The organism is uncultured Pelagibacterium sp. (assembly GCF_963972885.1).
In the GTDB taxonomy this organism is placed as follows: Bacteria; Pseudomonadota; Alphaproteobacteria; order Rhizobiales; family Devosiaceae; genus Pelagibacterium; species Pelagibacterium nitratireducens.
The window spans coordinates 1-24062 of record NZ_CAXAXY010000040.1 but is presented as its reverse complement, the minus strand read 5'-3'; the positions used below and the strand labels follow the sequence as shown (position 1 = coordinate 24062).

23 protein-coding genes and 1 pseudogene are annotated in these 24062 nt (G+C 62.5%); 5 read left to right on the top strand and 19 right to left on the bottom strand.

The window, feature by feature from the left end; genetic code table 11:
• Positions 1 to 98: 98 nt before the first annotated feature.
• From AACZ55_RS08630 to AACZ55_RS08565, 14 genes are all read right to left on the bottom strand, one after another.
• A complete protein-coding gene (locus AACZ55_RS08630; protein ID WP_339645248.1) occupies positions 99 to 1112 on the bottom strand; it encodes a Gfo/Idh/MocA family oxidoreductase in 1014 nt (337 codons plus the stop codon).
• 58 nt (positions 1113 to 1170) lie between these two features.
• Complete coding sequence (locus tag AACZ55_RS08625; RefSeq protein WP_339645245.1) at positions 1171 to 1650, bottom strand: heme-degrading domain-containing protein; 480 nt, start codon at positions 1648 to 1650, stop codon at positions 1171 to 1173.
• A 22-nt stretch (positions 1651 to 1672) separates the two neighbouring features.
• Positions 1673 to 2434: an SDR family oxidoreductase gene (locus tag AACZ55_RS08620; RefSeq protein WP_339645242.1), complete on the bottom strand. Its 762-nt coding sequence runs from the start codon at positions 2432 to 2434 to the stop codon at positions 1673 to 1675.
• A gap of 8 nt (positions 2435 to 2442) precedes the next feature.
• On the bottom strand, positions 2443 to 2940 hold the full coding sequence (locus tag AACZ55_RS08615) for a 2,4'-dihydroxyacetophenone dioxygenase family protein (RefSeq protein WP_339645239.1): 498 nt from the start codon (positions 2938 to 2940) through the stop codon (positions 2443 to 2445).
• A 24-nt stretch (positions 2941 to 2964) separates the two neighbouring features.
• A complete protein-coding gene (locus AACZ55_RS08610; RefSeq protein ID WP_338609166.1) occupies positions 2965 to 3717 on the bottom strand; it encodes a ribonuclease activity regulator RraA in 753 nt (250 codons plus the stop codon).
• 38 nt (positions 3718 to 3755) lie between these two features.
• Positions 3756 to 4514, bottom strand: a complete 759-nt coding sequence (locus tag AACZ55_RS08605; RefSeq protein ID WP_339645235.1) for an SDR family NAD(P)-dependent oxidoreductase — start codon at positions 4512 to 4514, stop codon at positions 3756 to 3758.
• 7 nt (positions 4515 to 4521) lie between these two features.
• The gene (gene ugpC, locus AACZ55_RS08600) at positions 4522 to 5580 is read right to left on the bottom strand and encodes a sn-glycerol-3-phosphate ABC transporter ATP-binding protein UgpC (RefSeq protein WP_338609162.1); all 1059 of its coding nucleotides are present in this window, start codon (positions 5578 to 5580) and stop codon (positions 4522 to 4524) included.
• 43 nt (positions 5581 to 5623) lie between these two features.
• Positions 5624 to 6445 (bottom strand): aldo/keto reductase, encoded by an 822-nt coding sequence (locus tag AACZ55_RS08595; RefSeq protein ID WP_339645232.1) that lies wholly within the window; start codon positions 6443 to 6445, stop codon positions 5624 to 5626.
• 38 nt (positions 6446 to 6483) lie between these two features.
• Positions 6484 to 7314: a carbohydrate ABC transporter permease gene (locus tag AACZ55_RS08590; RefSeq protein WP_338609158.1), complete on the bottom strand. Its 831-nt coding sequence runs from the start codon at positions 7312 to 7314 to the stop codon at positions 6484 to 6486.
• Complete coding sequence (locus AACZ55_RS08585; protein ID WP_339645228.1) at positions 7311 to 8171, bottom strand: sugar ABC transporter permease; 861 nt, start codon at positions 8169 to 8171, stop codon at positions 7311 to 7313. Before AACZ55_RS08585 ends, AACZ55_RS08590 begins: the two co-directional genes overlap by 4 nt.
• A 66-nt stretch (positions 8172 to 8237) precedes the next feature.
• Positions 8238 to 9464, bottom strand: coding sequence for an ABC transporter substrate-binding protein (locus AACZ55_RS08580; RefSeq protein ID WP_338609155.1), 1227 nt, complete (start codon positions 9462 to 9464; stop codon positions 8238 to 8240).
• Positions 9465 to 9701: 237 nt separating this feature from the next.
• The gene (locus AACZ55_RS08575; RefSeq protein ID WP_339645225.1) at positions 9702 to 10877 is read right to left on the bottom strand and encodes a mandelate racemase/muconate lactonizing enzyme family protein; all 1176 of its coding nucleotides are present in this window, start codon (positions 10875 to 10877) and stop codon (positions 9702 to 9704) included.
• Positions 10874 to 12022 (bottom strand): iron-containing alcohol dehydrogenase, encoded by a 1149-nt coding sequence (locus AACZ55_RS08570; RefSeq protein ID WP_339645223.1) that lies wholly within the window; start codon positions 12020 to 12022, stop codon positions 10874 to 10876. The genes AACZ55_RS08575 and AACZ55_RS08570 overlap by 4 nt, the downstream gene beginning before the upstream one ends.
• 6 nt (positions 12023 to 12028) lie before the next feature.
• The gene (locus AACZ55_RS08565) at positions 12029 to 12460 is read right to left on the bottom strand and encodes a VOC family protein (RefSeq protein ID WP_339645220.1); all 432 of its coding nucleotides are present in this window, start codon (positions 12458 to 12460) and stop codon (positions 12029 to 12031) included.
• Positions 12461 to 12642: 182 nt separating this feature from the next.
• Between AACZ55_RS08565 and AACZ55_RS08560 the strand changes: the two genes are divergently transcribed.
• Together AACZ55_RS08560 and AACZ55_RS08555 are read left to right on the top strand one after the other, a co-directional pair.
• The gene (locus tag AACZ55_RS08560; protein WP_338609149.1) at positions 12643 to 13425 is read left to right on the top strand and encodes an IclR family transcriptional regulator; all 783 of its coding nucleotides are present in this window, start codon (positions 12643 to 12645) and stop codon (positions 13423 to 13425) included.
• Between the two features lie 18 nt (positions 13426 to 13443).
• Positions 13444 to 14640 carry a mandelate racemase/muconate lactonizing enzyme family protein gene (locus AACZ55_RS08555; protein WP_339645217.1) on the top strand — a complete coding sequence of 399 codons (1197 nt, stop codon included), beginning with the start codon at positions 13444 to 13446 and terminating at the stop codon, positions 14638 to 14640.
• 151 nt (positions 14641 to 14791) lie between these two features.
• On the opposite strand, the gene AACZ55_RS08550 is transcribed toward AACZ55_RS08555, so the two are convergent.
• From AACZ55_RS08550 to AACZ55_RS08535, 4 genes are all read right to left on the bottom strand, one after another.
• Positions 14792 to 15031, bottom strand: coding sequence for a DUF2188 domain-containing protein (locus AACZ55_RS08550; RefSeq protein WP_338609147.1), 240 nt, complete (start codon positions 15029 to 15031; stop codon positions 14792 to 14794).
• Between the two features lie 32 nt (positions 15032 to 15063).
• Positions 15064 to 16314: a DUF5996 family protein gene (locus tag AACZ55_RS08545; RefSeq protein ID WP_339645214.1), complete on the bottom strand. Its 1251-nt coding sequence runs from the start codon at positions 16312 to 16314 to the stop codon at positions 15064 to 15066.
• A 25-nt stretch (positions 16315 to 16339) separates the two neighbouring features.
• Positions 16340 to 17275: a pirin family protein gene (locus tag AACZ55_RS08540; protein ID WP_339645212.1), complete on the bottom strand. Its 936-nt coding sequence runs from the start codon at positions 17273 to 17275 to the stop codon at positions 16340 to 16342.
• A 141-nt stretch (positions 17276 to 17416) separates the two neighbouring features.
• Entirely contained in the window at positions 17417 to 18310 is an 894-nt protein-coding gene (locus AACZ55_RS08535; protein ID WP_339645210.1) for a LysR family transcriptional regulator, read from the bottom strand.
• Between the two features lie 344 nt (positions 18311 to 18654).
• Between AACZ55_RS08535 and AACZ55_RS08530 the strand changes: the two genes are divergently transcribed.
• The 3 genes and pseudogenes from AACZ55_RS08530 to AACZ55_RS08520 all read left to right on the top strand — a co-directional run bounded on the left by AACZ55_RS08530 (position 18655) and on the right by AACZ55_RS08520 (position 22161).
• On the top strand, positions 18655 to 18939 hold the full coding sequence (locus AACZ55_RS08530; RefSeq protein ID WP_339645207.1) for a GNAT family N-acetyltransferase: 285 nt from the start codon (positions 18655 to 18657) through the stop codon (positions 18937 to 18939).
• A 163-nt stretch (positions 18940 to 19102) separates the two neighbouring features.
• A pseudogene (locus tag AACZ55_RS08525) lies at positions 19103 to 20757 on the top strand (acetolactate synthase large subunit).
• 21 nt (positions 20758 to 20778) lie between these two features.
• Complete coding sequence (locus tag AACZ55_RS08520; protein WP_339645204.1) at positions 20779 to 22161, top strand: aldehyde dehydrogenase family protein; 1383 nt, start codon at positions 20779 to 20781, stop codon at positions 22159 to 22161.
• Positions 22162 to 22267: 106 nt separating this feature from the next.
• Here AACZ55_RS08520 and AACZ55_RS08515 read toward each other — a convergent pair whose 3' ends face one another.
• Positions 22268 to 23731, bottom strand: a complete 1464-nt coding sequence (locus AACZ55_RS08515; RefSeq protein WP_339645201.1) for a catalase — start codon at positions 23729 to 23731, stop codon at positions 22268 to 22270.
• Between the last annotated feature and the right edge of the window lie 331 nt (positions 23732 to 24062).

Below are 24062 nucleotides of genomic sequence, written 5' to 3'. Positions count from 1 at the left end.
AGCCAAGGATTTGAGTCAATCAAATCCTGACCGGCTCTAGACAAAAGGCCCGCCAACCAATCCGGTTGCGCGGGCCCGTTCCTGAATGCCAGGTGCCGCTAGCTTTGCACTGACGCCCAGCTATTGGTGCGTTCGCTGGCAAAAATGGCATCGAGCACCGCCATATTGACGATCGCATCGGCCACATCGTGCTCAAGCGGCTCTTTTGTGGCAATCGCCCGGGCAAAGGCATTGGCCTGCTCGGTATACTGATCGCAGGCCGGCAAAATCTCCCGCCGCGCCAATTCGCCTCCCAGGCTTTCCCCCTTGTCGATCACAATCGCGGTGTGATGATCGGCCGGCGGATTGAACGGAATTTCGAGCTCGAGGCGGCCCGATGGCCCCAGAATCTCGAGCGACTGGGCCGGTACCAGCTGGGTGGCGCTGGTAAAGTTCAATTGCCGCCCCCTGCCGAAATCGAGCAGCACGCTGGCGAGCCGATCGGTGCCGAAACCGGGATCGCGATCGATCAGTGCCAGGGCGCGCTCAGGTGCAGCCTCAAAGAAATACCGCCCCGCCGTCACCGCATAACAGCCGATGTCGAGCAGCCCTCCGCCACCGATCTCGGCCTGGTTGCGCACATTGTCCGGTTCGACATTGTGATAGGCGAACAGGGCCCGGATCGCCTTGATCTCCCCCAACTCGCCGGACCGCACAACCTCTCTGGCCCGCTTCCACTGGGGGTGATGGCGCACCATGAAGGCTTCCCCGATCAGGATGCCGTCCGGCACCGACCGCAGCCGCCGGGCATCCTCGGCGGTGATCCCGATAGGCTTTTCACAAAGCACATGCTTGCCCTTGCTGGCCGCCGCCAGTGTAAAATCGACATGCAAATGGTTGGGCAGAGGATTGTAGACGACATCGATTTCAGGGTCTTCCAGCAACGCCTCATAACTGCCGTATGCTCTTGGGATGGCAAACCGATCGGCAACGGCCCGTGCCCGCCCCCCATCGCGCGATGAAATGGCAACGACCTCGGCATGAGGCGATTTGAGCAATCCGGGAATGACGTGATTGATGCCAATGCCTGCTGTGGACAAGATGCCCCAGCGGACTTTTTCGTCCCTGCCCATTGGTGGCTCCTCTAAATGGGGTTGAATGATTGACCGGGGTGGCCGGTACGATTGACCTTCAGGACTTACCGCCCGCTTGCACGGCCCTGAGCGCATCGGCCACCAGGGCGTGATCGGCAACATCGGTCAGACCACTGACAGTGGCCGCCCCGACAACGCCTGCGGAGCGCACGGTGATGGGAATGCTGCCCCCGCTGGCGACATAGTCGGCCTCGGGAATGCGCCAGCGCTTGGAAAAATCCCAGTTCTTTTGCTGGGCCTCGATGCGCATATAGAGCGAGCTCTTGTGAAAGCGCACCGCCACAGCCCGCTTGCGCCGCACCCAATCGATATTGTCGGGCGTGGATCCGGGCATGAGCGCCAGAAAGACCGGAGCATTGCCATGGGAGACTTCAATGGCAATCGGCATGCTCTGGCGTGTTGCAACATCGCGGATATGCGCGCCGATAGCCCAGGCGATCGCATAATCGAAGTGCTCGAGAACGAGGCTCTGGTGTTGGGAGATCAGCTCTTCGAGCGTGGGATCGGTGGGGCGCATTGGGATGTCCTTGATTTTCGGGCTACATGGCGGAATAGCCGCCATCGACGGTGACGATAGCGCCGGTGATGAAGGCGGCAGCCGGCGAGCATAGAAACAGGGCCGCGCTGGCCACATCGTGAGGCTGACCCCATCGCCCCATCGGCGTGCGCTCGAGAATGGTGCGGGAGCGTTCGGGGTCGTCGCGCAGACCCTGGGTAAGAGGCGTTGCGATCCAGCCGGGCGCCACGGCGTTGACGCGGATATCGTCGGACGCATAGGCAATGGCCAGCGACTTGGTCAGTTGCGCGATGCCGCCCTTGCTGGCCGCATATCCGGGCACAAGCCCGCCTCCGAAAAACGAAAGCATTGAAGCCATGTTGAGAATGGCCCCGGTCGGCGATCTGGCCAAAGCGGGCCGCGCCGCCGCGCAGCAGCGCATGGAACCGTTAAGGTTGACCTCGACAATTTCGGCGAAAACCGCCGGGTCGAGCTCTTCGCCGCGCCGGATGATCCCGGCGCAATTGACGAGGCAATCGAGCGCGCCCATAGCCCCGATCTCGGCTTCGACAGCTGCGCCATCACGCACATCGAGCGTCATGGCGGCCGCGCTGGACAGTTGAGGATCGGACGACAGGGCTTCGACTTCCCGGTCGCTGACGCCGGTGACGGTGACATCGGCCCCGGCCGCGACAAACCCGCGCGCGATCGCCGCGCCAATCCCCGAGCTGCCGCCCACCACCAGGACGCGACGGCCGCCATACCACTCCTGCGCCCATGAAAAGCTGACCGGATCGGTTGCCATCGTCGGGCTCAACGTATGAACCGGTCGAGGTAGTCAGCGCCCAGTCCCACCGATTCATAGTGTTCGCGACACATGTCGATCTTGGAGAACACGTCTTCATATCCCGTGTGCCTGTCGTCGGAATCGAGATAGATCATCGAGCCGGTGATGTTGAAGAACGTGATCATTTCCGGGCAGTCTTCCGGCACCACGAGCGTATGGATTTCGCCGGGCGGTTCAAAGACGTACGAACCGGTCTCGGCGACCCAGTCGTGCTCGAGATAGTGCCAGCGTCCCTTGATGACATAGCCATGCACAGGATTGGGGTGCAGGTGACGCGAGAGCACGCCAGAGCGCCGCACCCGCAAAAGATTGCACCACTGCCCCGCCAGCGTGTTGAGCATGAGCGGGCGAAACCACACGCCCTCGGCCTGCGGCACCCAGACGCGCTCGTCCTCGGGGATGGCGGGCACGGCAATTTCGGCAGCGGCCAGCACGTGCGTCGAACCGTTCATGTTGCGATACATAAATCGTCTCCGATGACTGGAGGATCAGCCCTTGGCGCCCTGCGCGGCTTTCCAGGCGCGATATTCGTCTTCGGCCGCTTCGCTCAAGGGGTAATATTTACGCAGGTCGCCGCCCTGCGAGAGGCGAAGGCGCGAAAACTCCTCCCACTCAACGTGATGGCTGCAGCGCTCGATCAGTTCCTCGGCCATGGCGACGGGCACCGAGACGACGCCGTCGTCATCGGCGACAATGATGTCTCCGGGCATGACCAGAACATTGCCGCACGCCACCGGCACGTTGACGGCAAAGGGAATGATTTCGGTCTGGGCGTGATAATTGGGCGTCACGCCCCGCACCCAGATGCCCAGATCGAGTTCCTTTGCCTTGGCCGAATCGCGGATGCAGCCATCGACGACGATGCCCGAGCCGCCGCGACCGGCCAGGAATGTCAGCATCATTTCGCCAAAGATTCCGCTCGCCATATCGGCGCGCGCATCGACAACGACCATGTCCCCCGCCTGCGCGGGATAGAGCACGTGGCGATGCAGCTGCAGTTCGGGGTTCTCGTATTCCCCCGCGCCATAGATGTCTTCGCGCTTGGGCATGCATTGAAGGGTAAGGGCGGGTCCGGCAACCGAATAGCCCTGGCGCAGCGCATTGGGTCCGCGCATATGCGGGTTTCGAATGCCCATGAAAGAGAGTTCGCTGCTGGCCGTCGCCGATCCGATTGTTGCCAGTGCGTCGCAGATGTGTTTGGCGGGACGTGTTATGTCCTTGATTTCCGATGGAGCTTGCACGGCGTGCCTTTCCTCTAAATGTGTGTCTGTCGGCGCCGTCAGATCCAGCCGCCGTCAGCGATATGGTTCTGACCGGTGATTGCCGAGGCGTCCTCTGAGCATAAGAACAGCGCCAGCCGCGCGATGTCGTCGGGCATGAGCCGGCGCTTGAGAGCCTGACGGTCCTCGCGCATGGCATCGGCCTCGGGCGTGAGCCATTTCTCGATCTGCCGTTCGGTCATGATCCATCCCGGAGAAATGGCGTTGACCCGGATATCATCGGGGCCGAAATCGCGGGCCAGGGATTTGACAAGGCCCAGTATGCCTGCCTTTGCGGCCGTATAGAGCGGCATGCCACCAAAACCGGCCAACCAGGAAATCGAGCTCATGCAGATGATCGATCCCCCGCCCAGTCCGCGCATGTCTTCGATCACCGCCTGGGAGGCAAAGAACTGGTGGCGGAAATTGACTGCCATTAAGGCGTCGAAGTCCTCGGGCGTGACATCGAGCGCCGGGTGGCGGTCGTCGCGTGCGGCGTTGTTAATCAGGATCGCTATCGGGCCCAACGCGCTCCGCAGATCGGCGATGCCTTTGCGCAGGGCGGCAATGTCTGTGATGTCCACGGCGAAAAATCGCGCCGTCTGACCCGACCCGCTTAGCTGGCTCTCGAGCGCTTCGCCTTCGGCCCGGTCGATATCGAAAAAACCGACATGGGCGCCCTGGGCGGCAAAGGCGCGCACAATGGCGGCGCCGATGCCACTGGCACCGCCGGTCACGAGGACGGTCTTGCCGTCAAGATCGGGATAGATCGCAGTCATTTTTGCCTCACGCGCTGAGCCTGACGCCGGTTTCGGCATCGAAAAGATGCAACCTGTCGGAATTGAACCGCACTGGCAACGCGCTGCCCGGACGGTTCGAAATGCGCTCGCGGAACACCCCGCTGATATCGGTCCCCGCAACGGTGAGTGTGACGTGGGTTTCCGAGCCGGTCGGTTCGATCGTAATGATCGTGCCGGCCAGACCGGCATCGTCAAGAATCAGATCTTCCGGCCGGATGCCCAGCTTGACCGCCTGGCCCTCGACCGCGCCGCGCGTCTGGCCCAGAGGAACGGTCGTCCCATCGCGCGCGACGAATTGGCCATCGGTGATGCGGCCTTCGACGATGTTCATGGCCGGCGAACCGATGAACTCGGCGACAAACAGATTGGCCGGTTCGTCGTAGAGTTCGAGCGGGGTGCCGATCTGCTCGACAATGCCGTCATGCATAACCACGATCCTGTCGGCCATGGTCATCGCTTCGATCTGATCGTGGGTGACGTAGATCGTGGTGGTCCCCAGCCGCTGATGAAGCGCCTTGATCTCGGTGCGCATGGCAACGCGCAATTTCGCATCCAGGTTCGAAAGCGGCTCATCGAACAAAAACACTTCGGGGTCGCGAACGATGGCCCGGCCCATGGCCACGCGCTGACGCTGCCCGCCCGAGAGTTGGCGCGGGTAGCGATCGAGCAGCTTTTCGAGCCCCAGGATACGCGCTGCATCATCAACCCGCCGTGCGACCTCATCCTTGGGGGTGCGCGCCAGATGGAGCGAAAACCCCATATTCTGGGCGACCGTCTTGTGCGGATAGAGCGCATAGCTCTGGAAGACCATGGCGATGTCGCGCTGTTTGGGCGGCAGATCGTTGACGACCCGATCCGCGATGGAAACCGTGCCGCCCGAAATCTCCTCGAGCCCGGCGATCATCCGCAGCAGCGTGGATTTCCCGCAGCCCGAAGGGCCGACCAGTATGACAAATTCCCCGTCGGCTATGTCGAGCGAGACCCCGTGCAGAACCTCTACCGCACCGTACGCCTTTCGCGCTTCCTTTATCGATACCGTACCCATTGTCAGTTCCCGTCTGTCGCGTTGGCTTGGTGTGAAATGGCGTTCAATCGTCCCATTTTGGCGCCTTGTCGGGATCGATCATGCGGCCACCCTGATCGAGCGCGCGGATCGCCGCCATATCGTCGGCGTCGAGCGTGACCCCGATCGCCGTCATGTTTTCCCGCAAACGGTCCGGACTGGACGAGGCGGGGATGACGACATGACCCTCGGCCATCAGGAAGGCCAGAGAGATCGCGGCGGCTGTAACGCCATGCTTTTCGCCAATTCTTTCCAGAACGGCGTCCTTGCTGACCTTGCCCTTGGCCAGCGGCATATAGGCCGTGAGCGGCAGGCCCTTTTCTTTGGCGTAGGCCGTGAGCTTGGGCGATTGAAGGAAAGGGTGCAGTTCCACCTGGTTGGTGCTCAAGGCACCGGCACCCAGCAGCGTCTCGGCCTTCTCGAGCAGGGCGATCGGAAAGTTGGAAACGCCTATGCGTTTCGCCCAACCCTTCTCCTGTGTGTGCGCCAGGGCAAGCATGTAATTCTCGAAAGGCACCGCATCCTTGTCCGATGGCCAATGGATCAGCAACAGATCGACCCCGTCCACGCCAAGGGTCTCGAGGCTCTTTTCGACCGAGGGCAGGAAATCGGCCCTGGCCAGGTTGGTATCGGCGACCTTGGTGGTGATAAAGACCTCCGAGCGCGCCAGCCCGGATCGGCGAACCGCTTCGCCGACGCTGGATTCGGTATCGTAGCTTTGCGCCGTATCGATGTGGCGATACCCGATCTCAAGCGCATCGAGAAGGGCTGAAACGCCGTCCTCGCCCGTGCGCCCGAACGTGCCGAGCCCGAGTTTGGGGATGCCATGGGCGGTTGTTGCGATCATTGTTGCGAACTCCTCAAAACGTCTCGAAATTGGCCGGTTCAGCCCTTGGTGGCTCCGGCCGTCATGCCGCCGACGAACATGCGCTGCATGGACAAAAACAGCACGGCGATGGGCACCGTCATGATCATGGACGCCGCCATGACCGCGCCCCAGTCGGTATTGAACTCGGTGGTGAATTCGGCCAGCCCGATCGGCAGGGTCTTGACCGAGGAATCGGTGGCGAAGGTCAGCGCGAAGATGAACTCGTTCCAGGTGGTGACGAACGAATAGACCAGCACCGCGATGATCCCGGGGATCGAGAGCGGCAGGGTGATCCTGAACAGGACCCCGATGCGCGAGGAACCGTCGATGATGGCCGCCTCCTCGAGCTCGACCGGGATCGAGCGGAAATAGCTCGTGAGCATCCACACGGCCAAGGGCAGCGTGATGATCATGTAGACCAGGATCAGTCCCAGATAGGTGTTGACCAGCCCCAGCGTGCGCAGGGTGACAAACAGCGGCACGATGATGGCGGCCGTGGGCAGAAGCTGACCGATCAGAACGAAGGACTGGTAAAACGTCTTGCCCCTGAACTTGAACCGCGCAAACCCGTAGGCGGCGAATATGGCGATGAACAACGCCAGCCCCGTCGCGCCGAACGAGATGATCAGGCTGTTGAGGAAATAGCGCGGCACATTGGATTCAAACAGAACCGTGCGGTAGTTCTCCAGGGTGGGCATCGCGGGGAACCACACCGGGGGAATGGTGTAAAGTTCGCGCAACTCCTTGATCGACGACATCCACATCCACAGGAACGGGAACAGGCACACCGCGGCCACGAGCGCGGCACAGACATAGATCAGGGCAAGACTTGCTTTGGACCGTTTCACAGCGCCTTCTCCTCTCGGGCCGATGACACTCTGATGTAGATGGCCACGATGATCATCACCGCTGCAAAGAACAGGACCGACAAGGCGGCAGCCTGGTTGAACTGGACCGATTCAAAGGCGAGACGGAAAATCTGGATGGGCGTGATCAGGGTCAGATTGGCCGGGCCGCCTCGGGTGATTGCGTAGATCGTCGTGATGTGGTTGAGCGCCCAAATCACCAGCAGCAGCGTGACGGCGACGATGACCGGACGCACCTGCGGCAGGGTCACATGCCAGGTTTCGTCGAGAAAGTTGGACCCGTCGACCCGCGCGGCTTCGTAGAGATCCTTGGGGATCGATTGCAGGCCCGCGAGCACCATGATGGAAACGAACGGAAACAGCTTCCAGACGTTGATCGCGATCATTGCGGGCATCACCGTATCGGGATTGGTGAGCCAGCCCACCGGCTCATCGATGATGCCGGGCGCCGTCAGCATGTAGTTGATGATGCCGAACTCGGTATGAAACATCCATGCCCAGGTCAGCGCCGCCACGATGCCGGGCACCACCCATGGAATGACGGCGATCGAGCGCAAGATACCGCGTCCGGGAAATTTCTCGTTGAGAAGGATGGCCGTTGCGGTGCCGAGCACGACCTGAAGGACGACCGAGCCCCCGACCCACCACAAGGTGTTGGTGAAGGCGATCGGCGTGGTGCGCGCCCCCAGGACCCGCTGGAAATTATCGATGCCAACGAAATTGCCCTGCTGATCGGTGACGCTGAGCAGACCCGTATACATGACGGGGTAGGCAACCAGCATGGTCAGCACGATCAGTGCCGGCAGTGCAAAAAGAAGGCCCGGGGATATCCGTCCCATGACGACATGCTCCAGATTTGATTGGAACGGGATGCCGGCCAGCCAGGCCGGCATCCCTTGAAAGGCTCAGTACTGGTCCAGGAGATCCTGGATATCGAGAGCCGCATCATCCATCGCGGCCTGAGCGTCCTGCTGTCCGATCAGAATCCGCTGGATGCCATCGAAATAGGCCTGCGTGATCTGTACCCATGCCGGGTGCGTGGGCACCGGCTGCGTAAAGGGCAGCACTTCGCGATAGGGGGCCAGCTGCGGGTCCTGGAAGCGCTCCATATCCATTGCCGACTCACGGGCCGGGAAGGTGTCGGTGTAAACACCCATGTTTTCCGGCTGCGCCATCCACTCGATGAAGATCTTGGCTTCCTCGGGATTGTTGGCGTCGGTCGGAACGATGAAGCTCCAGCCGCCAAGGATCGCGGAGGTATTGGCACCTTCCGGATGCGGCATTTCCATCACGCCCAGGTCGATATCAGGATTTTCCTGTTCGATCGATGCAATATCGAACTGGCCGGCCTGATACATCGAAACGGCCTCGGCAATGAACAGCCGACGGTTGGCCGTGCCGTCATTTTCGAGCGTCGAGGACGGAGACACCCCATGCTCGACGAGCATGTCGGTATAGAATTTGACGGCCTCGACGGCCTCGGGCTGGTTGACGGTCGCCTCTGAGCCGTCTTCGGAGATGATCGACCCGCCATTCATCCAGATGAAGGGCAGCGACCGGAAGATCGTGTTGCCGACCTCGCCACCACCGGTGATCGCAAAGCCATACTGGCCATCACCGGTCAGCGCGGTCGCGGCCTCGACCAGCTCGGACCATGTCTGGGGCGGGCTGTCGGGGTCGAGCCCGGCCGCCTCGAAATGACCGCGGTTGTAAATCACCGCCAGACCTTCGGCCCGGAAGGGAAGGCCATAGGTCTCGCCCTCCCAGCGCACGTAATCGAGCGCTGCGGGAATGAAATCGTCCGGATCGTTGATGATATCGTCAAGCGGCATGACCAGGCCGTTCTGGGCATATCCGGCAATCCAGCCGTGCTGGACATCGATGATGTCGGGCGCCGAACCCGACTGCAGGGCCGTGATGACACGCTGGGGTAGACCGTCGGAAGTCGTCTCCTCGATCACGATATCGATGTCGGGATGTTCGGCTTCGAACTGCGCGACGAGCTCGGTGGCCCTTGGCGCATGGAAATTCGGGGACCACCAGGTGACCGTCCCGGCCATCGCGGTTCCGGCCATCATGGCCAGGGTCGATGCACTTGCCGCCAAGACGGCGGTCTTTCTGAAAATCGTCATGTTCTCCTCCCTGGGCGAAACATTCGCCAGTTGGGCTCGATATCCGAGCCGTCCAGATCACCGTTCGGCGATATCTGCCGGAGCGGGCAATGGCCGCTCCCGCCGCCTCCACGGCGCAACCACTCTCCCAAGTGGCAAACCAATTTTAGTTCATATTTGAACTTAACCAGTTCTACTGATAACTATGGTGCAAAAAATCCCCGCTTGTCAACTGCGCAGACGCACGGGGATGGGCTGTCAGTCTTCGCTTTTATCGAATGTGGCCGCCCCGCCGGCGATGCCGGCTGTATTGATCGTCCCGTTGAACAGCGGAACGTTGGTGGCGACGTAGGGAAACTGCGCGCAGGCCTCTTCGATCAGCTCGACACCGAGCCCTGGCGCCGTCGGCGCCAGCAGAGCACCGTCCTCAAATTGCAGCGTTTCGCGGACCAGTGTCTTGCGCCAGGGCACGTCCACCGACACCGTCTCGAACACCATGAAATTGGGAATGGCGATCGCTGTGTGAAGCGTCATGGCGTTCATCACCGGACCGACCGGATTGTGCGGCGCCACCGGAATCAGGCTGGCATGGGCCATGTGGGCGATACGTTTGGTTTCGGCCAACCCCCCGGCATGGGACACGTCCGGCTGCAGGATATCGACAGCCTCTTTCTGCAGGGCCTCGACAAACCGCGACGGCTCGTACCAGCGCTCCCCGGCCGCAATGGGCACCGGACTGGCGCGGCGCACCTGCGCCAGAGCATCGATGTTTTCGGGCGGTGTAGGCTCTTCGATCCAGGTGAGATCATAGGGCTCCAGCGCCCGACACATGGCGATGGCCGTGGGAACGTTGAGACGTCCGTGAACGTCGAGCATGAGATCGACGTTCGGTCCGACGGCCTCGCGCACGGCCGCAACGATATCGATCGTTTTGGCGCGCTCGGCCCGCGTCATCTCCAGATCGGCGGCATCGAAGGGGTCCCATTTCAGGGCGCCATACCCCATCGCGACCGCCTTGCGCGCCAGGTCGGCGTACTGATCGGGGGTCGTTGCGCCGAAATACCAGTGATTTGCGTAGCATTTGACGCGGTCACGATAACGCCCGCCCAAAAGCTCATAGGCCGGCACGTTGAGCGCCTTGCCCTTGATATCGAGAAGGGCGGCATCGATCGCCCCCAGCGCCGTTCGGAAAACGGCTCCCGTGCGCCAGTAGCTGTCGCGATGCAACTCCTCGATCAGCGCATCGCTGGCAAACGGATCGCGCCCCACCACCACGCGCTCGAGCTCTTCAAGCGCAGCGACGACCGTGAGCGTTTTCCATTCCAGCGTCGCCTCGCCAACCCCTTCAAAACCTTCATCGGTATAGAGTTTGACGAAAACGAAATTGGTTCGCTGCACATTGGCGACAAACGTCTTCAGCCCCGTGATTTTCATTGCCCGGCCTCCCTGGCGTGCGGCTCGAACACCGCTTCGAGCATGTCTCGATAGTCACGCGCGCTCGGCTCGCGAGGGTTGGTGGCGTGGCTGTGGTCGGCAAGCGCGCGCTCGATGAGCCAGTCGAACTGCTCGCGCCGCACACCAAGCGCGGCAAGGCCCGGCGGCATATCGAGGCGTCCATTGAGGGCCTCGAGCGCATCGGCAAGATCCTCGTGCGGCCCGAGCCCCATGGCCATTTTGAGCCGATCCATCTTGTCGCCCACCGCCTGTGCGTTGAACCGCACCACAACGGGCATGAGCAACGCATTGAGCGTGCCATGATGGAGTTTGGGTTCGGACAAACCACCCAGCGCATGGCTGAGCGCGTGCACGGCGCCAAGCCCTTTCTGAAACGACAGCCCGCCATGAAGCGCGCCGATCATGAGCTCGCTGCGCGCCTCGATATCGTTTCCGCTCTTGTAAGCGATTTCGAGATTGCGCCATATCCGGCCCGCACCATCGAGAGCAATCGCCTCGGCGGTTGGATTGAAGCGTGGCGAAAACAGGGTTTCGATACAATGCGAGAGCGCATCGAGCCCGGTGGCGGCGGTCAGGCCGGGCGGCAGGCCCAGCGTGAGTTCGGGATCGCAAATGGCACGACGCGGGATAAGGTAAGGGCTGATAAAGCCGAGCTTGCGGCCATCCTCGAGCGTCAGGAGCGCAGCGCGCCCCACTTCCGCGCCCGTTCCGGCCGTCGTGGGAATGGCGATCACCGGCGCAACCGCCGACGTGATCCGTTCAACCCCGCCATAGATGGCCGCGTAGGTTTCGAGCGCCCCGGCATGGGTTGCCGTAAGCGCCACGCCCTTGGCCAGATCGATGGGCGAGCCGCCCCCGAGCGCAACGACCCCGTCGCACCCTTCCTGCTCATACAGTGCACGCGCCGCCGCGACGGCGTGTTCAGTGGGATTTGAGGGCGTGTCGAGGAAAGCGACAGCATCGGGCAATTGCGCCATGACCGTGTCGAGCAGCCCGGTGCCGGCAAGCCCGCGATCCGACACCACAAGGGGCCGCTTGACCGAAAGCTCCTTTGCAGCCGCCGCCAGTTCGCCGACCGCGCCCACGCCAAAATCGATGGCTGTCAAATATGTGATCCGCGCCATGGCCGGCTACTCCCCCCTGATGCGCGCAATGGCGTCAGCCTGGAAACTGTTGGGCGACATTTCCATAAGTTCGATCCTGTGGCCGTCCGGATCCGCGATCCAGGCCTGACGGTTTCCATCGGCGCCATCGACGACCGGCTTGGCAAGCTCGACACCGGCAGCTTCCAGCTCCCTGGCAGAGGCCTCGATATCGGGCACTTCGAGACACATGTGATTGTATCCCGTTCTTTCCGGTCCGGGCACGCCCACACCCTCTCCCCCCGGAAAGATCTCGAGGTATTGGGTGTCGCTTATCCGCAGATAGACGATCCACAGCTTTCCGTCTCGATCGAGACGGAACATTTCTTCAAACCCCAACTGCCCGACATAAAAGCCCAGCGTGGCCTCGATATCGGTCACCTTGATGGCGATGTGGGTAATGCGGCTGACTGTCAGCATGAACGATTGGCCTCCCTGGCACTGTGACGCCCGGTCGGGATTCGATCCCGGCCCGAACCGCCTTGCAGACCCTGCGCCTCCTCCGGGCAGAAACAGGGCGATAAATTCACATTTGAACTTTATCAGTTCATATCGCTATGCTAGATGGACAACACCGATTGTCAACTGGAGTTTCCCGACGCATGGCCGAAATCGCCGAAGACAGCGCCAGCAAGCACACCATTCCCGTGATCGATCGGATGATGGAGGTCCTGACCGCCATCGAGCAGCGTCCCGCGGGACTGACCATTCGTGACCTGACGAGTGAGCTCGGCCTGCCACGCACCACCGTCTATCGCATCGTCAACACCCTCCAGCACCACGAAATGGTGCGGCGCGACGATGCGGGGATCTACCATCTCGGCCGCCGCCTGCTCACCTTTGCCTCCCATGTTGCCTCGAGGGCAAGCGAGCTCGATCTTGTGGCCATCTGCCAGCCTCATCTTGATCGGCTGGCCAGCGACCTCGGCGAGGGCGTCAAGCTCAGCGTGATCGATGACGATGGCATCCTCGTCCTCGCAGCGGCACAGGGGCGGCGCGAATATGCGCTGACCGTCGCGCCGGGGCAACGCATGCCCATTCATGCCGGTGCGGCCAGCAAGCTGCTGCTCGCCTCTCTCGAGCGTGATGTTCTCGATTATTGGCTCATCAAGCCGCTGGCGGCCTATACCGGCCGGACCATCACCGACCCCAAGAGATTGCGCAGTGAACTCGCCCGCATCCGGCGGCTGGGCTGGGCCCAGGACAAGGGAGAGAACGCGCCGTCCATCCACGCTTACGCCGTGCCGGTCAGAACGCGGTCCGGGCGGATGGTTGCCGCGCTGAGCGTCCCCTTTCTGGCCGGGACCGAGCCCCGCCGCATGGAGGAGATCCGGCTGGCTGCGCTCGAAACGGCCCAGGCAATGACAAAGGACATGCCCGAATAGGGCTTGGGGGAGAAAACCATGAAGATCGTTGACCTGCGATGCGCCATCATCGGCAAGAGCCCGGTGGTGAGGATCGTCACTGACCAGGGCATTTCGGGCTATGCTCAGGCCGAGACCTGGAAAACCTATCTCAAACCCCACATTCTGGCCCTGCGCGATGCCCTGCTCGGCGAGGACCCAAGGCTGGTTGAGCGCGTGATGCGCAAAATTCGCCAGCGTGGCGGTTTCAAACCCTGGGGCAGCGCCGTGAGCGTCATAGAGATGGCCCTGTGGGATATCGCCGGCAAGGCCGCAAATGTTCCGGTGCATCGCCTGTTGGGGGGCAAGGTTCGTGACAGCGTCAGGGTCTATAACGGCGCCGTTCGCTTTCCGCTGGCCGGCCATCGGCCGCAAGATTATGCGGCCGATCTCAAGGCGATGATGCAGTCCCCTGAAGGGTTCACCATCATAAAGCAGCCGATCGGGTTTCACTCGGACATGAAACGCGCCGTGCCCGATTTCTACTATGGGGATCCCACCGCCAGCCCCTTGCATGGTGCCCTTGACCGCGGCCCGATCACCGAAAAGGGTCTCAATCTGTTTGTCGATTGCGTAGCCGCGATGAAGGAGGTGGCAGGAGACAAGGTTGGCCTGGCGCTCGATTGCGGTCCGGGCTGGATGCTCTCGGACGCCATAAAGCTCGCCCGCCGCCTCGAACCCTATTCGCTGATGTGGATCGAAGATCTTCTGTCGGGCGATTACACGCCGTGGGTGGATGCCGGCAGCTATAGGGAACTCACGCGTGGCTCGACCACGCCCATTCACACCGGCGAGCAGATTTATCTGCGGCACAATTTCAAGGAGCTGATCGAGCGCAATGCCGTGCACGTCGTCGGCCCCGACCCGGCGGATGTGGGCGGTATTGCAGAACTCAAATGGATCGCCGAATTTGCCGATATCCACGGCATCATGATGGCGCCCCACGGCACCGCCAATGGCCTGCTCGGCCTGGGCGCCCTCGTTCAGGTGTGCGCCACCCTGCCCGACAATTTCATCGCATTCGAATACACCACCGGCGACCCCTCCTGGTGGTACGACATCGTTGAGGGTCTGCCCAATCCCATAGTGGTCAATGGCAAAATCGCCGTGTCCGAGCGCCCCGGCATGGGCGTGGACCTGATCCCGGAACGGGCAAGACCTTATCTGGAGCCGGACGACCAGGCCTTTTTCGACTAGAGCCATTCAGGATTTGATTGACTCAAATCCTTGGCTCTAAACCCCTTGTTTTGTCGCGGGTCCGAACCGAAAAACCGTTTCCACTTTTTCTGGACACGCTCTAGCACGCCCCGGTTTGCCCGGCCGGTATGGACATCACCGCAGCACTGCCTCAGTCGAGGACTCTTGCCTGGGGCCTGTCGCTGGCGCGTGAGAGTTCGGCGTGCCAGTGGCCGCTCTCGTCCTCCCAGGCAATGCCTGTGGTCTCGCCCGGCTGCAACTGCTTGCAGGCCGCCCGCCGCGCCGCACCGAAGGCCGCGTCATGGGTCGGAAATGTTTCCGAAAAGGTCCCATCCACCCGATAGGCCCAGCCGCCGTCATGTTCGACAACCCGATAGTTCACAACGCTCATTTCATCGCTCCTGTCGCTCGATTTTCATAATGTCACCGGTGCAGCACGTCCTGCCACTCCGGATGCCGGCCGATCTGCGCTTTGGCGAACGGGCACAGCGGCATGATGGCGACGCCGTCGCGACGCGCATCCTCGATCGCCTGGCGCACCAGCCGCTCGCCAACCTTGCGGCCGCGCAGGGCCGCAGGGACTTCCGTGTGGTCGATGATGATCAGTCCCTGGCCGGCCCGGCTGTAGGTCATCTCTGCCTCGATGCCATCGATGATCAGACGGTATCGCCCCTTGGACGAACCATCCAGCCGCTCGACCTTCTCCTCATCGCCGGCCGGCGGCGCATGTGTTGCCAGCGCGGCATCCGGCGTGCGCACCTTTCGCGGCTGACCATGCGCGCATTCGAGAAGATCGCGGTCCCATCCGCCCAGATCGGCCGCCGCCTCGTAGGTCGAGACAAGGAACGCCATCAGGGTCTCATCGGGATCGGCCGCCGCCTGCACGGCCGCGTAGGGCAGCACGAATTCGGACATGCCCTCGTGCCAGAACGCGGCGTCGGGCTGCACGGCCGCCGCGCGATAACCGCCGGGCGCTGGATAGGCGTAGGCATAGAAGGCCGGATAATCGATCCCGCCACCGCCCGGCCAGAACCCGGCCGACGACACCTCGCGATCGTAGGCCTCCTGGGCCACGTCATCGGGCAATGCCGGGATCCCGGCAGGATGCAGCGGCGCGCGTCGCCCCGAAAAGCGCGTGACGGCCAGATCGAGAGCGCCCCAAAACAGATGAACCGGACTGGACTTGCCCAGAAACGCGGTGCGAAACCGGTTAAAGACCCTATCGACGGCGATCAGGCTCTGGTGGAAGCTTTGCACGGCTTGCCGGTCATAGGGCCGATCGCGGTCGTCCTCGGCGAAGGGAACCGGAAACGGCACCTCGTTGGGGCTGCCGTTGAAGGTCGGGGTCCCCCCAAGGTCCGAAATCAGTTGCACGAAGCGACCATGAAATGTCGCGACCGTCGATGCCCCCAGATCGAACGATGCCTTGCGGCCATTGCCGCAGGTGCCCACGACCCTGTGCTCGCGAAGGTCGAACAGAATTTCGATGCCCGGCCCGTCGGGAATGGGCGAAGAGGCCAGACCGCTCGGGGTAACATAAAAGGTCGCGTTCCAGGAATGGTTGAGCCACGGCGTATGGGCCAGCCGGTACTTTCCGGCGATCTGTAAATAGAGGTGGAGAGCCGAACACGTTTCACGCCAGCTCAGATAGTCGAGTTGGGGCCAGTTGCTCATTGCTGTTCCTTTCGCCTTTTTGCCATCACTCGGGAAGCGGGATGTGTTCATCGCGGTCGTTGACGGGCAAATCGAAACGTCCCTGGCCCCAGTTCGCGGCGCGCCATTCTGCCTTGGCGCGCTCGATGCGCTCCTGGGAGGAGGCAACAAAGTTCCACCAGATGTAGCGCGGCCCGTTGAACGTCGCGCCGCCCAGGATCATGAGCCGCGCCCCCTGATCGCCTGCGGCGACCGTGATGCGGTCCCCCGGCCGGAACACCATCATCTGCGAGGCGGCGAAATCCTGTCCGGCCACCGAGATCGAGCCCTCGACGATGTAGATGCCCCGATCCTCGTGATCGTCCGGCATGGGCAGCCGGCTTCCCGGATCGAGTTTCACATCGGCATAGAAGGTCTCCGAGAGCATCTTGGCCGGCGCGCTCTTGCCATAAGCATTTCCGAGAATAAGCCGAACCGAAATGCCGCGATCCTCGATCATGGGCAGCGCCGCCTTGCCGTGATGCTCGAAGCTGGGCGCTACATCCTCATGGCTGTCCGGCAAGGCCAGCCAGGTCTGGATCCCGAACAGGCTGTTCGGGCCGCTTCGCGCGGTTGCCGAGGTGCGCTCGGAATGCGTCACGCCCCGCCCTGCCACCATCCAGTTCAGCGCGCCGGGACTGATGACCTGATCGGCGCCGGTGCTGTCACGGTGATGGAAGTCGCCCTGGAACAGGTAGGTCACCGTGCCCAGCCCGATATGGGGATGGGGCCGCACGTCCACGCCCTGCCCGGTCAGCAATTCCGCCGGTCCGGCCTGATCGAAGAAAATGAACGGACCGACCATCTGCCGCTTCGGCGCGGGCAGCGCGCGCCGGACCTGAAAATCGCCAAGGTCGCGCGAGCGCGGCACTATGAGGGTCTCGATCGCGTCGATTCCGACATCGTCGGGGCAGCCTGGTTCGATTGCCGGGTTCCAGCTCATATCGTCATCCTTTCCGTCCCCATGGTCCGATCTGGCCTGGACGTCGTGGTATCTGGCAGTCAGCCTTGCCGCTAGCGCCGTGACCCGCTGAGCTGTGTCGCAGCAAATGCAACGCCAGGCTCCCCACGCGCCAATCCATCGTCAGCGCGCGACGGCCACAAGGCACGGGTCTTCACCAAGGCGCTCGATCAACAACTCGGTCAATATCCTTATTTTTCGCGAGGGGTGCTGCCCTGGCGGCCGAATGACGAAAACCCCTGCCGAAGGCACCGGGTAGCGTGTCATGATCGGAACAAGAGCGCCCGAGGCGACATAGGCGTCGGTGACGCAGTCGGGCAGCCATGCGACCCCCAACCCGGCAGCAGCCGCCGCCGCGAGCGCGATGCCGTTGTCCGCCTTGTAGCGTCCCTGCGGATTGATGGTGACGATTTTGTCGCCGTCCACAAATTGCCAGGCTTCGGTGCCCTGCATCAGCGCTTGGTGATAAGCGATCTCTGCCGGCGCCTCAGGTGCGCCGTGCTCTGCAATGTAGCTGGGACTGGCGAGAAACTTTCCATGGATCGCGCCCACACGCCTGGCAACCAGATTGGAGTCCTGCATATAGCCGACCCGGATCGCGCAATCGAAACCCTCGGCGATGAGGTCGACAAAGCGGTCGCTGTAAGATGAGTGAATGTGAAGCCTTGGATAGCGGCGCGCCAGATCCGCCAGAACCGGAGCGAGATGGGTCGGACCGAATGTGAGGGGCATTGCGATACGCAGGCGGCCGGTAAGATCACCGGAAGGCTGGATCGTTTCCCTGGCCGCATCGATCTCCGCGCCCACTCTTGCCGCATGGTCGCGAAACGCAACCCCCGCTTCGGTCAGCGCCGCGCCGCGCGTGGTTCGGGCAAGAAGCTGGACGCCAAGCTCCGCCTCGAGCCGGAAAAGGCGACGGCTGACCACCGACTTGGACACGCCAAGCCGACGCGCGGCAGCCGATACGCCTCCGGCATCGGCCACTTCCACAAATATCCGCAAATCGTCAGTGTCCATCCAGCGTTCCCCGTTTCGCTACGCAGTGTAACTGGAGCGCGCTCTAGCGTGCCGCCGAAAGCAATGCCATTGTATAAATTCCAGGCAGTTTGGCGTCACGCATTCGCTTTGCTGGCACCGTCTCCAAGTTGCCGGACCAACTCAAGCCTGGTCCCTGCCAAGGCGCAAGAAGGAAGCAAGAACGGCACCAACCAGGCAGATGCTGCACCGCAGAGCCTGCGGCGTTGACTAGTTTATGGTCGGACAGGCGCGCCAGTCGCCACCATCGTCCAGGATGCCCACAAGACGTCGCAAATGTCCGATAACCCTCAGGACGCTGCCGATCCACAGGCCCGGGGCAACACATGAGCACCGTTATAGACAATCCCGCCGCACATCGTTTCGAGTTGCCGATAGAGGGCAGCGATGGTGAAATCGCAGCCGCCTATTATCGCGTGGAGGATGGCCGGTTGATCCTCACCCATACCGATGTGCCGTACCGGTTCACGGGCCAGGGGGTCGGCTCCCGGCTCGCCCGGGGTGTATTCGATACGATCCGGGCGCGCGGCGACAAAGTCGTCCTGCGCTGCTCTTTCATGGGTGCCTATTATGCCCGCCACCCTCAATATTCCGACATCGTTGTCGGCTAGAGCGTGTCCAGCAAGAGTGGAAACGATTTGCGGTTCGGATACGCGACAAGACAAGGGTTTAGAGCCAGGGATTTGAGTCAATCAAACCCTTGGCTCTAAACCGCTTTGGCTACCCGTTTTTGCCGTGCGTTCCCCCGAAACGGCCAACATAAAGGACCCAAAAATGCCCAAAGGATCGGACCTTCTTGTGGCAGCGCTCGAAAACGAAGGCGTTGAACGCATTTTCGGCGTGCCCGGCGAAGAAAATCTCGACCTGTTGGAGTCGTTGCGGACCTCCGGCATCGAGCTGGTTCTGACCCGCCATGAGCAGGCCGCCGCTTTCATGGCGGCGACCCATGGTCGGCTCACCGGCAAGCCCGGCGTCTGCCTCGCCACGCTCGGCCCGGGGGCGCTCAATTTCTCGACCGGCGCCGCCTACGCCCATCTCGGCGCCATGCCGATGATCCTCATCACCGGTCAGAAGCCGGTGATGAGCGCAAAGCAGGCCCGCTTTCAGATCGTCGATATCGTCGCTTCGATGAAACCGCTGACCAAGATGACGCGCCAGATCGTCAGTGCCGCCGCCATACCCTCGACGGTGCGCGACGCCTTTCGCGTCGCCATGGAGGAGCGGCCGGGACCGGTGCATCTCGAACTGCCCGAGGATGTTGCGGGCACCGAGGTCGCAAACATCTCGGTCATGGCGCGCCATACGGTTGACCGCCCTGTGGCCAGCACCGCCGCACTCGAGAGCGCAGCCGAAATGATCCTTTCCGCCAGGCGCCCGCTCGTGATGATCGGCGCGGTGGGCAACCGGCCCGCGCTGGTCGAGGCGCTTTCGGCCTGCGTGAGACGCACGAGGCTGCCTTTCTTCAACACCCAGATGGGCAAGGGCGCGGTCACCGGCGGCTCGAACCTCTACATGGGCACTGCGGCGCTTTCGGAAGGCGACTATGTGCACGAGGCTGTCGATCGTGCCGACCTGATCATCGCGATAGGTCACGACACCATCGAAAAGCCGCCCTTCCTCATGAAAAGCGCGGGCGGACCGAAGGTCATCCATGTCGGTTACCAGTCCGCCACGGTCGAACAGGTCTATCATCCCGATTTCGAGGTGATCGGCGATATCGGGGCCACGATCGAAGGACTTGCCGAGCGGCTCGAGGGAAAACTCTCGCCCGACGAGGGGATGCTCGACCTGCGTCAGCGTATCCTCGCCCGCATCAACGACCGCACCACCGAAGAGCGCTTCCCGCCCACGCCGCAGCGCATCGTCCACGATGTCCGACAGGTGATGCCGGAAGACGGCATCGTCTGCCTCGACAACGGCATGTACAAGATCTGGTTCGCCCGCAATTACCGCACCCATGTCGCCAACACCCTGCTGCTCGACAATGCGCTCGCCACGATGGGCGCCGGCCTGCCCTCGGCGATGATGGCGGCAATGCTCTATCCCGACCGACGCGTCATGGCAGTGTGCGGCGATGGCGGTTTCATGATGAACTCCCAGGAGATGGAAACGGCGGTGCGGCTCGGGCTGAACCTTGTGGTGGTCATCCTCAACGACAATGCCTATGGCATGATCCGCTGGAAGCAGGCGGTCGACGGCTTTCCCGATTTCGGCATGAGCTTCGGCAATCCCGATTTCGTGCGCTACGCCCAGGCCTATGGTGCAAAGGGTTCCCGCGTCAGCGCGGTCGAGGATCTCGTGCCCACGCTCGAGGCCGCCTTTGCCGGCGGGGCGTCCACCTGGTCGATGTGCCGATCGACTATTCCGAGAACACCCGCGTTCTCGTCGACGAGCTGCGCAACCGCAGGCCCGATGTGCAACTCGCGTAATCGAGCGAAGGGAGACCAACAATGCTGACAGTCGTGCAGGCATTCGATCGCGCGCCGATCGCCGAAATCGAAACCGACGATGCCGCCGCGCTGGAGCGCAAACTGCAGGCGGCGGGAAGGGTCTTTGCCGATCGCGACGGCTGGCTGAAGCCCCACCGGCGCATCGCAATCCTGCGCAAGCTGGCCGCGCTGATGGAAGGCAGGCGCGATCATCTTGCCATGCAGATCGCCCGCGAAGGCGGCAAGCCGCTGCCCGATGCCATCATCGAGACCAACCGCGCCATCGATGGGGTTCACAACGCTGCCGACGAGCTGCGCAATTTCGCCGGCCGCGAGATCCCCATGGGACTCTCGCCCGCCGCCGAGGACCGCTGGGCCTTCACCACCAGGGAGCCCATCGGCATCGTCGCGGCGATTTCCGCCTTCAACCATCCGCTGAACCTGATCGTTCATCAGGTCGCCCCGGCCATCGCGGTGGGCTGCCCGGTCATCGTCAAGCCGGCCGCCACGACCCCGCTCTCCTGCATCGACTTCGTGGCGCTCGTCCGCGAGGCGGGCCTGCCCGAGCCGTGGTGCCAGACCTTCATCACGCAAGACAACGCACTGGCCGAAAGTCTGGCCACCGACAGCCGCATCGCCTTCCTCAGCTTCATTGGCTCGTCCCGGGTCGGCTGGTCGCTGCATTCCAAGCTTGCCCCCGGCACGCGCTCGGCGCTCGAGCATGGCGGCGCCGCACCCGCCATCGTCGACCGCAGCGCCGATCTCGGCAGGGTGATCGAGCCCATCGTCAAAGGCGGCTACTACCATGCCGGACAGGTCTGCGTGTCGACGCAGCGCATCTTCGTCCATGCCGACATTGCCGATGATTTCACCCAAAGGCTCGTCGCCCGCGTGGAAAAACTGCGCACCGCCGACCCCGCCCTCGGCGATACCGAAGTCGGCCCGCTCATCCTGCCGCGTGAAGCCGACCGGGTCGAACGGTGGATCGCTGAAGCGCTCGAGGGCGGGGCCACGCTGGCCACCGGCGGCAAGCGCCTCTCCGAGACGACCCTTGAGCCCACGGTCCTGCTCGATCCGGCCGCGGACGCCAGGGTATCGGTGCTGGAGGTGTTCGGCCCGATGGTCGCGGTCTATCGCTACACTGACCTCAACGCCGCTATCGGTCAGGCCAACGCATTGCCGACCGCCTTCCAGGCAAGCGTTTTCGCACAGGACATCGATGTTGCCCTGCGCGCTGCCGACCGTCTCGATGCTTCCGCGGTGATGATCAACGATCCCACCGCCTTCCGCACGGACTGGATGCCTTTCGCCGGTCGCAGGGAATCCGGATACGGCACCGGCGGCATTCCCTACACCATGCGCGACATGACCCAGGAAAAGATGATCATGATGCGCAGAAGCTGACCACCAGAGCCTGTTCGTCCCCTTAGGGGCCGACGAGATCGCGGGGCGGGCTTTGCGCTCTCGTCGGCGCACGGTCCGGCGGGCGGGGTGGACCCGCCGGACGTGGTCAGAATTGGGGATCCACCGCATCCAGAGCGGCACAGACGCCGGCGCCGAAATCGGGATGAACCTGCGCGAAAAGCTCGATCTGGCGTTCGATGATGAAATCGGGAACGCCGCTCATCGCCGCGGCGATGTTGGCGAAAAGCCTGGCCTTCTCGCCGTCGTCGAACAGCACAAACAGCGCGCGGGGCTGGCTGAAATCGTCGTTCTCCGCCCGATGATCGTACCGGGTGGCCGGCCCTTCGATCCTGAGCGGCGGCTCGGCGAACGAGCGCTCCTCGATCGGACCGCCGAAGCTGTTGGGCTCATAATAGGCGTCGGAGTTGGGCGCGTTCTCGAAAAATCGCATCGCCCCGTCCTTGTGATAATGGTGCACGGGACATCGGGGCCGGTTGACCGGCAGGGCCTCGTAGTGCGTGCCCAGCCTGTAGCGATGGGCGTCCGCATAGGCGAAGATCCTGCCCTGGAGCATCCTGTCGGGCGAGTGGCCGATGCCGCGCACGACGTTTGAGGGGCTGAAGGCCAGCTGCTCGATCTCGGTAAAGTAGTTGTCGGGATTGCGGTTGAGTTCGAGCATACCGATCTCGACCGGCGGAAAATCGGCATGGGGCCAGACCTTTGTCACGTCGAACGGATTGAAGGGCAGTGCGTCCGCCTGCGCTTGTGTCATGATCTGGACCTGCACGATCCATCGCGGAGCGTTGCCGTCCTCGATCGCGCCGAACAGCGCTTCCTGATACCCCTCACGGGTTTTCCCCACGACCGTCTCCGCCTCGGCGTTGGTGTAGTGGCGATGGCCCTGACAGGTCTTGAAGTGAAATTTGACCCAGACCCGATCGCCCGTGTCGTTCCACAGGCTGTAGGTATGGCTGCCATAGCCATTCATGTGCATCGGGCTGACCGGCAGGCCGCGGTCGGAAAACAGGATCGTTACCTGATGCAGGCTTTCGGGCGAAAGCGACCAGAAATCCCACATTGCCCTCGCCGAGCGCAGATTGGTGCGCGGGTGGCGCTTCTGGGTGTGAATGAAGTCGGGGAATTTGAGCGGATCACGCACGAAAAACACCGGCGTGTTGTTGCCCACCAGATCCCAGTTCCCCTCTTCCGTATAGAACTTGAGTGCAAAGCCACGGACATCGCGCTCATGATCGGCCGCTCCCATCTCGCCGGCGACCGTCGAGAACCGCGCGATCATGGGGGTCTGTGTCCCCGGCTGCAGCACCCTGGCGCAGGTCAGGTGCGAAATGTCGCCCGTCACCGTGAAAATGCCATGCGCACCCCAGCCCTTGGCGTGGACCACCCGCTCGGGAATCCGCTCCCGGTTCTGGTGGGCCAGTTTTTCGATCAACTGCCAGTCCTGCATGAGAACCGGGCCCCGATCGCCGGCCGTCAGACTGTCTTGGTTGTCGGCAACCGGGGCGCCGGCCGTTGTCGTAAGGCGTGAGTTCCGCTCATCGTGCCCAGGCATCGCAAATCCTTCCCTTGGTCCACACCGCGTGCCGTCCGTTCGCCCGACAGGCTAGCGAACTGCGCCGACAGGGCGTCGCAGCCCCTGCGGCGACGATGCCGTTCTTGCGATGATTTGCTCAGAGATCGGAAATCGATGGCCGCTCGTTCCAGACCGGCGGGATCCATGGGCCGCTCGACCGCACTGGCTTGATCGGGGCCGCCGGCTCAACAGGCCTTGATTGCAGCCTCGATTGCGATTGCCTGCCTGTCGATCTCGGCCATTGCCGTGTTTTTGGAATGAACGATCATGCGCATGTAGAGAGGCGATATGAGAAGATCGAGCGCAAGCT

Bases quoted from the DNA above. Each gene is read 5' to 3' on its own strand.
- AACZ55_RS08625 (WP_339645245.1), bottom strand. From the start codon at position 1,650: ATGCGCCCCACCGATCCCACGCTCGAAGAGCTGATCTCCCAACACCAG.
- ugpC (WP_338609162.1), bottom strand. From the start codon at position 5,580: ATGGGTACGGTATCGATAAAGGAAGCGCGAAAGGCGTACGGTGCGGTA.
- AACZ55_RS08560 (WP_338609149.1), top strand. From the start codon at position 12,643: ATGGCCGAAATCGCCGAAGACAGCGCCAGCAAGCACACCATTCCCGTG.
- AACZ55_RS08530 (WP_339645207.1), top strand. From the start codon at position 18,655: ATGAGCACCGTTATAGACAATCCCGCCGCACATCGTTTCGAGTTGCCG.
- AACZ55_RS08520 (WP_339645204.1), top strand. From the start codon at position 20,779: ATGCTGACAGTCGTGCAGGCATTCGATCGCGCGCCGATCGCCGAAATC.
- AACZ55_RS08615 (WP_339645239.1), bottom strand. From the start codon at position 2,940: ATGTATCGCAACATGAACGGTTCGACGCACGTGCTGGCCGCTGCCGAA.
- AACZ55_RS08575 (WP_339645225.1), bottom strand. From the start codon at position 10,877: ATGAAAATCACGGGGCTGAAGACGTTTGTCGCCAATGTGCAGCGAACC.
- AACZ55_RS08570 (WP_339645223.1), bottom strand. From the start codon at position 12,022: ATGGCGCGGATCACATATTTGACAGCCATCGATTTTGGCGTGGGCGCG.
- AACZ55_RS08630 (WP_339645248.1), bottom strand. From the start codon at position 1,112: ATGGGCAGGGACGAAAAAGTCCGCTGGGGCATCTTGTCCACAGCAGGC.
- AACZ55_RS08585 (WP_339645228.1), bottom strand. From the start codon at position 8,171: ATGGGACGGATATCCCCGGGCCTTCTTTTTGCACTGCCGGCACTGATC.
- AACZ55_RS08515 (WP_339645201.1), bottom strand. From the start codon at position 23,731: ATGCCTGGGCACGATGAGCGGAACTCACGCCTTACGACAACGGCCGGC.
- AACZ55_RS08535 (WP_339645210.1), bottom strand. From the start codon at position 18,310: ATGGACACTGACGATTTGCGGATATTTGTGGAAGTGGCCGATGCCGGA.
- AACZ55_RS08565 (WP_339645220.1), bottom strand. From the start codon at position 12,460: ATGCTGACAGTCAGCCGCATTACCCACATCGCCATCAAGGTGACCGAT.
- AACZ55_RS08540 (WP_339645212.1), bottom strand. From the start codon at position 17,275: ATGAGCTGGAACCCGGCAATCGAACCAGGCTGCCCCGACGATGTCGGA.
- AACZ55_RS08580 (WP_338609155.1), bottom strand. From the start codon at position 9,464: ATGACGATTTTCAGAAAGACCGCCGTCTTGGCGGCAAGTGCATCGACC.
- AACZ55_RS08550 (WP_338609147.1), bottom strand. From the start codon at position 15,031: ATGAGCGTTGTGAACTATCGGGTTGTCGAACATGACGGCGGCTGGGCC.
- AACZ55_RS08545 (WP_339645214.1), bottom strand. From the start codon at position 16,314: ATGAGCAACTGGCCCCAACTCGACTATCTGAGCTGGCGTGAAACGTGT.
- AACZ55_RS08605 (WP_339645235.1), bottom strand. From the start codon at position 4,514: ATGACTGCGATCTATCCCGATCTTGACGGCAAGACCGTCCTCGTGACC.
- AACZ55_RS08620 (WP_339645242.1), bottom strand. From the start codon at position 2,434: ATGGCAACCGATCCGGTCAGCTTTTCATGGGCGCAGGAGTGGTATGGC.
- AACZ55_RS08595 (WP_339645232.1), bottom strand. From the start codon at position 6,445: ATGATCGCAACAACCGCCCATGGCATCCCCAAACTCGGGCTCGGCACG.
- AACZ55_RS08555 (WP_339645217.1), top strand. From the start codon at position 13,444: ATGAAGATCGTTGACCTGCGATGCGCCATCATCGGCAAGAGCCCGGTG.